The sequence below is a fragment of the Peptoniphilus sp. oral taxon 386 str. F0131 genome, from assembly GCF_000090945.1.
Lineage (GTDB): Bacteria > Bacillota > Clostridia > Tissierellales > Peptoniphilaceae > Anaerosphaera > Anaerosphaera mikwangii.
The window spans coordinates 1,462,739-1,469,027 of sequence record NZ_GL349422.1; the positions used below are offsets into that span (position 1 = coordinate 1,462,739).

Below are 6,289 nucleotides of genomic sequence, written 5' to 3' on the forward strand. Positions count from 1 at the left end.
AAAACAAGACCACTAAAAGTGGTCTTATTTTATAAAACTAAGCTGTATTTTATCTAGTCCTATTAAGTTTGAAGCACTTATACCTATTAGTCTAAGCTTTTGGTTTTTATAATTATACTCAAAAATGTCTTTTACATTTTTAAATATATCCTCATATTCACTTATTGCTCTTGAGTATGTCTTTGAATATGTCGAAACTTTAAAGTTATCTGTCTTTATTTTTAAGGTTATTGTTTTAAAACCCAAGTTTCTATTTTTTAAATCTTCTGCAAGTTCAAATGAATACCTATCTAAATAAGAAATTAATTCTTTTACATTATTCGTATCTGAAAATGTTCTTTCTATTCCTAAACTTTTCCTCTCTCTATTTGGAGTAACTGCCCTATTATCTATTCCCCTGATTCTATCATATACCTCATAACCCATCTTCCCAAATAGCTCAAATAAAAATTCTCTATCTAATTCAAGCAGTTCTTCTATTTTGTTAATTCCTAAATTTCTCAATTTTTCTTGTGACTTATTTCCAAGTCCGTGAATTTTTCCTATATCAATTTTGCTCAACAGTTGAGGTATTTCACTTTTTGAAATTATCATCATTCCGTCCGGTTTATTCCAATCTGATGCCATTTTTGCCAAAAATTTATTATATGATAATCCAACACTCACCGTGAGTCCTGTTTCATTTTTTACTTTCTTTTTAATTGAAAATACTATGTCGACAGGCTGATTTTTGTTTTCTGAAATATCCATATAACATTCATCTATAGAAACCTTTTCTATAATATCAGAATATTTTGAAAGTATTTTAAATACTTCATCAGATTTTTCTATATATCTATTCCTTCTCATCGGAGCTACTATCAAATGTGGGCATAATTTTTTTGCCATAAACAGCGGCATAGCAGAATGTATTTTATATTTTCTTGCCTCATAATTTGCAGTTGTAACTATCGATTTATCATTAAGTCCGCTTACAACTACCGGTTTCCCAACTAATGAAGGATTATCAAGTTCTTCAACAGATGCATAAAATGCATCTATATCAATATGTAAAATACTATTTTTCATACTATCACCCCTTAAATAATATACTACAAACATATGTTTGTCAACTTTTGCTTTATATTTGTATTCTTTTTAGTTATAATTAAGTTGAGGTGCTTATATGAAAAAACAAATCTTACTATTTGATTTTGACAAGACATTAACACGAAAAGACTCAATATTAATTCTTTGGGAATATGCTGTAAAAATAGACAAAATATCAAAATTATATTTTTACAAAAATATAATAAGTTCTATGAATAGTTATCTTATAATTAAAGACAGAATAACTTTTAAAAATAAAATTTGTTCGGTTTTAAATTACTTTAATGAATCCGAACTTGAAAAATTCGCTGAATATGTATATACAAACTATATGCTAACAGATGGTATTAAATATTTTAATAGTTTGGATAGAGATTATGCAATGCTGGTATCGGCATCGCCGATAACATATCTTAAATATTTTAAAAAATATCTAAATTTTGATATTATCATCGGAACTGAATTGGATGAAAACTTTTTACTAAAGGGTGAAAATAACAGATTTACTGAAAAAGTTAAACGTATAAATAGGCATCTTACAGATCTTGGTTATGAAATAGATTACGATAATTCTTGTGCTTTTTCAGATTCATATAGTTCAGATAGACCCATGCTTGAAATGGTAAAAAACAGATATTTAATAAATTCCAATAAAAAATTTAATGGATATAATAATTTGACATGGAAATAAAAAAATCTTCTTTAAATAAGAAGATTTTTATATTTTTGATTTTATTTTAAAATATTTTTCTATTGCCTGAGCTATTTCATCATAACTGCTCTCGCCAATAAATCTATATACCTCTTGCGAGTTTTTAAAGAACATAGTTATCGGTACACTTTTTATGTCATGTTTTCTTATCATAGATTTATTTTCATCAATATCTAAGTAATAGCAATTGATATTTTTAAATTCCGATTCTATAAGTTCTGAAATTATTTCTCTAAGAGCTTTACAATGAATACATCGGACTGCTCCAAAAATTACTATTGCATTTTCTTTTTCTTCAAGTCTGCGATCAAAATTCTTGGAGTTTATACTCTTTATGTTAGAATTTTCCATAGATATTATTTTCTTCTGATATGCAATTTCTTCGTCATTTTCCATTGCCATAGTAATTAAATCTATATCATTTGAAATTTCCGCTCCTTCAACTTCTATTACCTTTGCTTTGTTAAATTCTCCTGCTCCTTCAAGCCTGAATGTTGATTTATTTACAGGTTTCATCTCAATTTCAACAGGATTTTCTTCCGGAAGATAGTCATAGGGATATCTATATCCATGGTATATAAAATTGGTAAATGCATAAGCATTTATATTTGATGCATATGGGCATATCCATTTCCAAACTATTTCTCCTTCTTCAGTTATCTCAAGCATCGTACCGCTCGTTCCCAAGGTTACAAGTGTATTTCCGTTTGGAAGCCTTTGAACTGACGAACCATATGGTGAATAAAATTTATATCCATTTATTGCATTAGAGAAACCGAGTTTTGCAGGGTTTAATTCCCATTCAATATTCCACGTTATAGGATTAAACTCTATTACTCTGGAATAATCTCTTATAGCGTTTTTAAGACCCGTAGGACTTATTAAATTCGGATATCCATATCCTGATGTTCCTCCACTTTCAAAAAACAAAATATTACCCTCTCCGGGCAATCCTTTTGGAATTAATTGTATATGCGTTGGTGCTATTATTCCCCCAAGCCCTCTAAATATTTCATCATTTACATTGGGTCCTATCTTCCAATATACTTTTTTAGTTTTTTTATCAATTATGCCTATAAAATTACCTTGCCTCGAACAAAAAATTATATTTTCAGGACAAAACCTTATATCTCCTTGATCATACCATTTATTTGGCCCTAAAACAGATATTGAAGATATATGAAGATAATCACCTATACCATCCGAAATATTTTTCATATTCGGATTTCTATAAATCACATTTTTTTCTTGTTCCGAAAATCCAAAACTCTCAAAATTCTCCGAAAAAGAAAATTTCCAAATTACATTTCCCTCATAATCAACTTCATAGATTACTTCATCAAGTATTTTTTTATCAGATATTGCAGGACTTACTATAGTATCATGACCAAGAATAATAGTATTTCCTCCATTAGATTTTGCTTCCATATTAGGAACAAAATATCCAACAGGATTTCCCTCTCTTTGATAATCTCCATGGGCTCTTGCTGCCCACATAGGATTTCCATCTTCTATAAATCTGAAATTTTCATAACTCCACTTTTTATTTCCATCATAATCTATTTCAATTAATGAAACTCCGTCTTGCAACGAATAGTCACTACTTCTGAATTTTGAAGTTCCCATCACGTTACCGCCCTTAAATAATTTAGCCGGCATTGCATTCATCTTATATCTACGAATTTCATTACCATTCATGTCAAATATGAGAACTCCACTTTTTATCGTAGAAACTATATTATATCCACTATAACATTTATCTTTTAAATATATTACTGTACCTGTAGGATAACTCATATTTTCTCCTTTCTTCTGATATATCTCTCCGCAGCTACCGCTGCAACAGCTCCATCAGAAACAGCAGAGACAACTTGTCTTAAATACGTATGTGTGCAATCTCCGGCAGCAAAAAGTCCTGAAACTGAAGTTTCTTTCTTTTCATCTACTATAATAAACCCGTCTGAATTCATTTTACATAATCCATTCACAATATCTGTTTGTGGCTTCAATCCCACAAATAGAAAAACTCCATCACTTAAAACTGTTTTTTTCTCTCCGGTTTTTAAATTTTTTACAACAATTTGATTTACACAATCTTCTCCAATTATTTTGTCTAAAGAACTATTCCACATAAAACTAATTTTAGGATTATCAAATACAATTCTCTTTTGAGTTTCATTAGCGTCAACTATTCCATCATCATGTAATACAATGATAGTCACATGATTTGCAAACTTGGATATATAATCAGCCTCTTCAAGTGCAACATCACCTGAGCCTAAAATATGAACATCTTTTCCTGAAAAAAAATTCGCATCACAAGTAGCACAATAACTTACTCCCTGACCTTGAAATCTTTCTTCTCCTTCTATTCCAAGAACTCGCGACTCAGTCCCAAGTGCCAATATTACAGACTTTGCCTTGAATGTTCCCTTTCTGAGAGTTTTAACCTCAAAGACATCTTCATGTTCATCTTTACATATATCTACAACTGTTCCATATATAAAATTATTAGTAGTATAACTTGATGCATGTTTTCTAAAATCCTCTACAAGAGCAATTCCGGAACTACTTATAACAGAAGGATAATTTACTATTTCCGCAGTATCCTTAAGTCTTCCACCAAAAAATTTTTTTTCAATAATAAGAGTATTTAAAATAGATCTTCCTGCATAAACCGCAGCCGAAAGACCTGCCGGTCCTCCACCTACAACTATTAAATCATACACCATAACTATTTCTCCTCAAGTGTATCTACAAAACTTTTTAACTCATCGACATTAATTAACTCCGCCTTTCCTTCATCTACCAATGAAGCAAAATCTTTATTAATTGGAAGTGTCGCTATAGCTTCTATACCAAACTTTTGAGCTTCCTGCTTAACTTTGCTTTCCCCATAAATGTAAGTTACTTCATCACAATGCGGACATTTAAAATAACTCATATTCTCTACAAGTCCTAATATTTTTATATTCATCATCCTCGCCATATTTACAGCTTTTTCAACAATCATAGTAACTAAATCTTGAGGAGAAGTTACAATAACAACTCCATCCAACGGAAGAGATTGAAAAACAGTAAGAGCGACATCTCCTGTTCCCGGAGGCATATCTACAAATAAATAGTCCAATTCTCCCCAATTCACATTTTCAAAAAATTGAGCAATAGCACTTCCAACTATAGGCGCTCTCCAAAGTACAGGTTGTCCTGGATTATTTAATATTAAATTAACACTCATGATTTTAATATTTCCATCAGTTATAGCAGGATTTATATTTTCTCCGTCAGATGTGACTTTCTCACTAATTCCAAAAGCCTTTGGAACAGAAGGTCCGGTTATATCTGCATCAAGAATTCCAACTTTATATCCTCTACGACTTAATTCAGTAGCCAAATTTGCACATACAAAACTTTTACCTACTCCTCCTTTACCGCTAACAACACCTATAATTTTAGACACTTTAGAATTATTATTTACGTTATATTTTTGAATAGTCATATTTCCTCCATATATTTCAATCAATTACTATACTTATAATTATTACCCATTATTTATTATATAACTAATATACAAATTTTAAAACCTCTTTAAATATCAATAAAAAAACAAACAAAAAAACCTATAAACTTTCGTCTATAGGTTTAATTAAATTGGCGGAGAGGGTGGGATTCGAACCCACGTGGGCGTGAACCCAAACGGTTTTCAAGACCGCCTCGTTATGACCACTTCGATACCTCTCCAACAAATGGTGACCCATGCGCGATTCGAACGCGCGACACCTTGATTAAAAGTCAAGTGCTCTGCCGACTGAGCTAATGGGTCATATTTTTGATGGCTGGGGTGGCAGGACTCGAACCTACGAAATGCCAGAGTCAAAGTCTGGTGCCTTACCGACTTGGCTACACCCCAAAATTTGGTGCACCTAGGAGGATTCGAACCCCCGGCACACGGATTAGAAGTCCGTTGCTCTATCCAACTGAGCTATAGGTGCATGAAAAATATTTATATTAAATTCTAATGGTGCACCTAGGAGGATTCGAACCCCCGGCACACGGATTAGAAGTCCGTTGCTCTATCCAACTGAGCTATAGGTGCATATATGGAGCGGGTGAAGGGAATCGGACCCTCGCAACCAGCTTGGAAGGCTGGGGCTCTACCACTGAGCTACACCCGCATATATTAACTTAACACCAAATTTAAATGGTGGAGGAGAGTGGATTTGAACCACTGAAAGCTGTGCTAACGGATTTACAGTCCGTCCCCTTTGGCCAACTCGGGAACTCCTCCTTGATTTCTCTTGGAGCTGGTGAGAGGACTTGAACCCCCAACCTACTGATTACAAGTCAGTTGCTCTACCAATTGAGCTACACCAGCACTTCTTTTTCCCTTTTTCTTTGGCGACCTGGATCGGGCTCGAACCGACGACCTCCAGCGTGACAGGCTGGCATTCTAACCAACTGAACTACCAGGCCTCGTTAGAACTCTCT

General features: G+C 32.7%; 5 protein-coding genes and 9 tRNA genes. 1 reads left to right on the forward strand and 13 read right to left on the reverse strand.

Annotated elements, in window-relative coordinates; translation table 11 throughout:
* Nucleotides 1-24 precede the first annotated feature (24 nt).
* A complete protein-coding gene (locus HMPREF0629_RS07000; protein WP_009222626.1) occupies nt 25-1,068 on the reverse strand; it encodes a DNA polymerase IV in 1,044 nt (347 codons plus the stop codon).
* Between the two features lie 97 nt (nt 1,069-1,165).
* Here HMPREF0629_RS07000 and HMPREF0629_RS07005 point away from each other — a divergent pair, with 97 nt between their 5' ends.
* The gene (locus tag HMPREF0629_RS07005; protein ID WP_009222627.1) at nt 1,166-1,780 is read left to right on the forward strand and encodes an HAD family phosphatase; all 615 of its coding nucleotides are present in this window, start codon (nt 1,166-1,168) and stop codon (nt 1,778-1,780) included.
* A gap of 27 nt (nt 1,781-1,807) precedes the next feature.
* Here the strand turns inward: HMPREF0629_RS07005 and HMPREF0629_RS07010 are convergent, their stop codons facing one another.
* The 12 genes from HMPREF0629_RS07010 to HMPREF0629_RS07065 all read right to left on the reverse strand — a co-directional run bounded on the left by HMPREF0629_RS07010 (nt 1,808) and on the right by HMPREF0629_RS07065 (nt 6,274).
* Nucleotides 1,808-3,598: a thioredoxin domain-containing protein gene (locus HMPREF0629_RS07010; protein ID WP_009222628.1), complete on the reverse strand. Its 1,791-nt coding sequence runs from the start codon at nt 3,596-3,598 to the stop codon at nt 1,808-1,810.
* Entirely contained in the window at nt 3,595-4,533 is a 939-nt protein-coding gene (locus HMPREF0629_RS07015; protein WP_009222629.1) for an NAD(P)/FAD-dependent oxidoreductase, read from the reverse strand. The genes HMPREF0629_RS07010 and HMPREF0629_RS07015 overlap by 4 nt, the downstream gene beginning before the upstream one ends.
* 2 nt (nt 4,534-4,535) lie before the next feature.
* Nucleotides 4,536-5,300: an Mrp/NBP35 family ATP-binding protein gene (locus HMPREF0629_RS07020; protein WP_039856766.1), complete on the reverse strand. Its 765-nt coding sequence runs from the start codon at nt 5,298-5,300 to the stop codon at nt 4,536-4,538.
* A 153-nt stretch (nt 5,301-5,453) separates the two neighbouring features.
* Nucleotides 5,454-5,542 (reverse strand) — tRNA-Ser (locus HMPREF0629_RS07025).
* A 6-nt stretch (nt 5,543-5,548) separates the two neighbouring features.
* Nucleotides 5,549-5,624: transfer RNA gene (locus HMPREF0629_RS07030), tRNA-Lys, on the reverse strand.
* A 10-nt stretch (nt 5,625-5,634) separates the two neighbouring features.
* Nucleotides 5,635-5,711, reverse strand: a tRNA-Gln gene (locus HMPREF0629_RS07035).
* Nucleotides 5,712-5,716: 5 nt separating this feature from the next.
* Nucleotides 5,717-5,793: transfer RNA gene (locus tag HMPREF0629_RS07040), tRNA-Arg, on the reverse strand.
* Nucleotides 5,794-5,820: 27 nt separating this feature from the next.
* Nucleotides 5,821-5,897: transfer RNA gene (locus tag HMPREF0629_RS07045), tRNA-Arg, on the reverse strand.
* 5 nt (nt 5,898-5,902) lie between these two features.
* Nucleotides 5,903-5,976 (reverse strand) — tRNA-Gly (locus tag HMPREF0629_RS07050).
* A gap of 27 nt (nt 5,977-6,003) precedes the next feature.
* Nucleotides 6,004-6,089, reverse strand: a tRNA-Tyr gene (locus HMPREF0629_RS07055).
* Between the two features lie 11 nt (nt 6,090-6,100).
* Nucleotides 6,101-6,176: transfer RNA gene (locus HMPREF0629_RS07060), tRNA-Thr, on the reverse strand.
* A 21-nt stretch (nt 6,177-6,197) separates the two neighbouring features.
* Nucleotides 6,198-6,274, reverse strand: a tRNA-Asp gene (locus HMPREF0629_RS07065).
* Between the last annotated feature and the right edge of the window lie 15 nt (nt 6,275-6,289).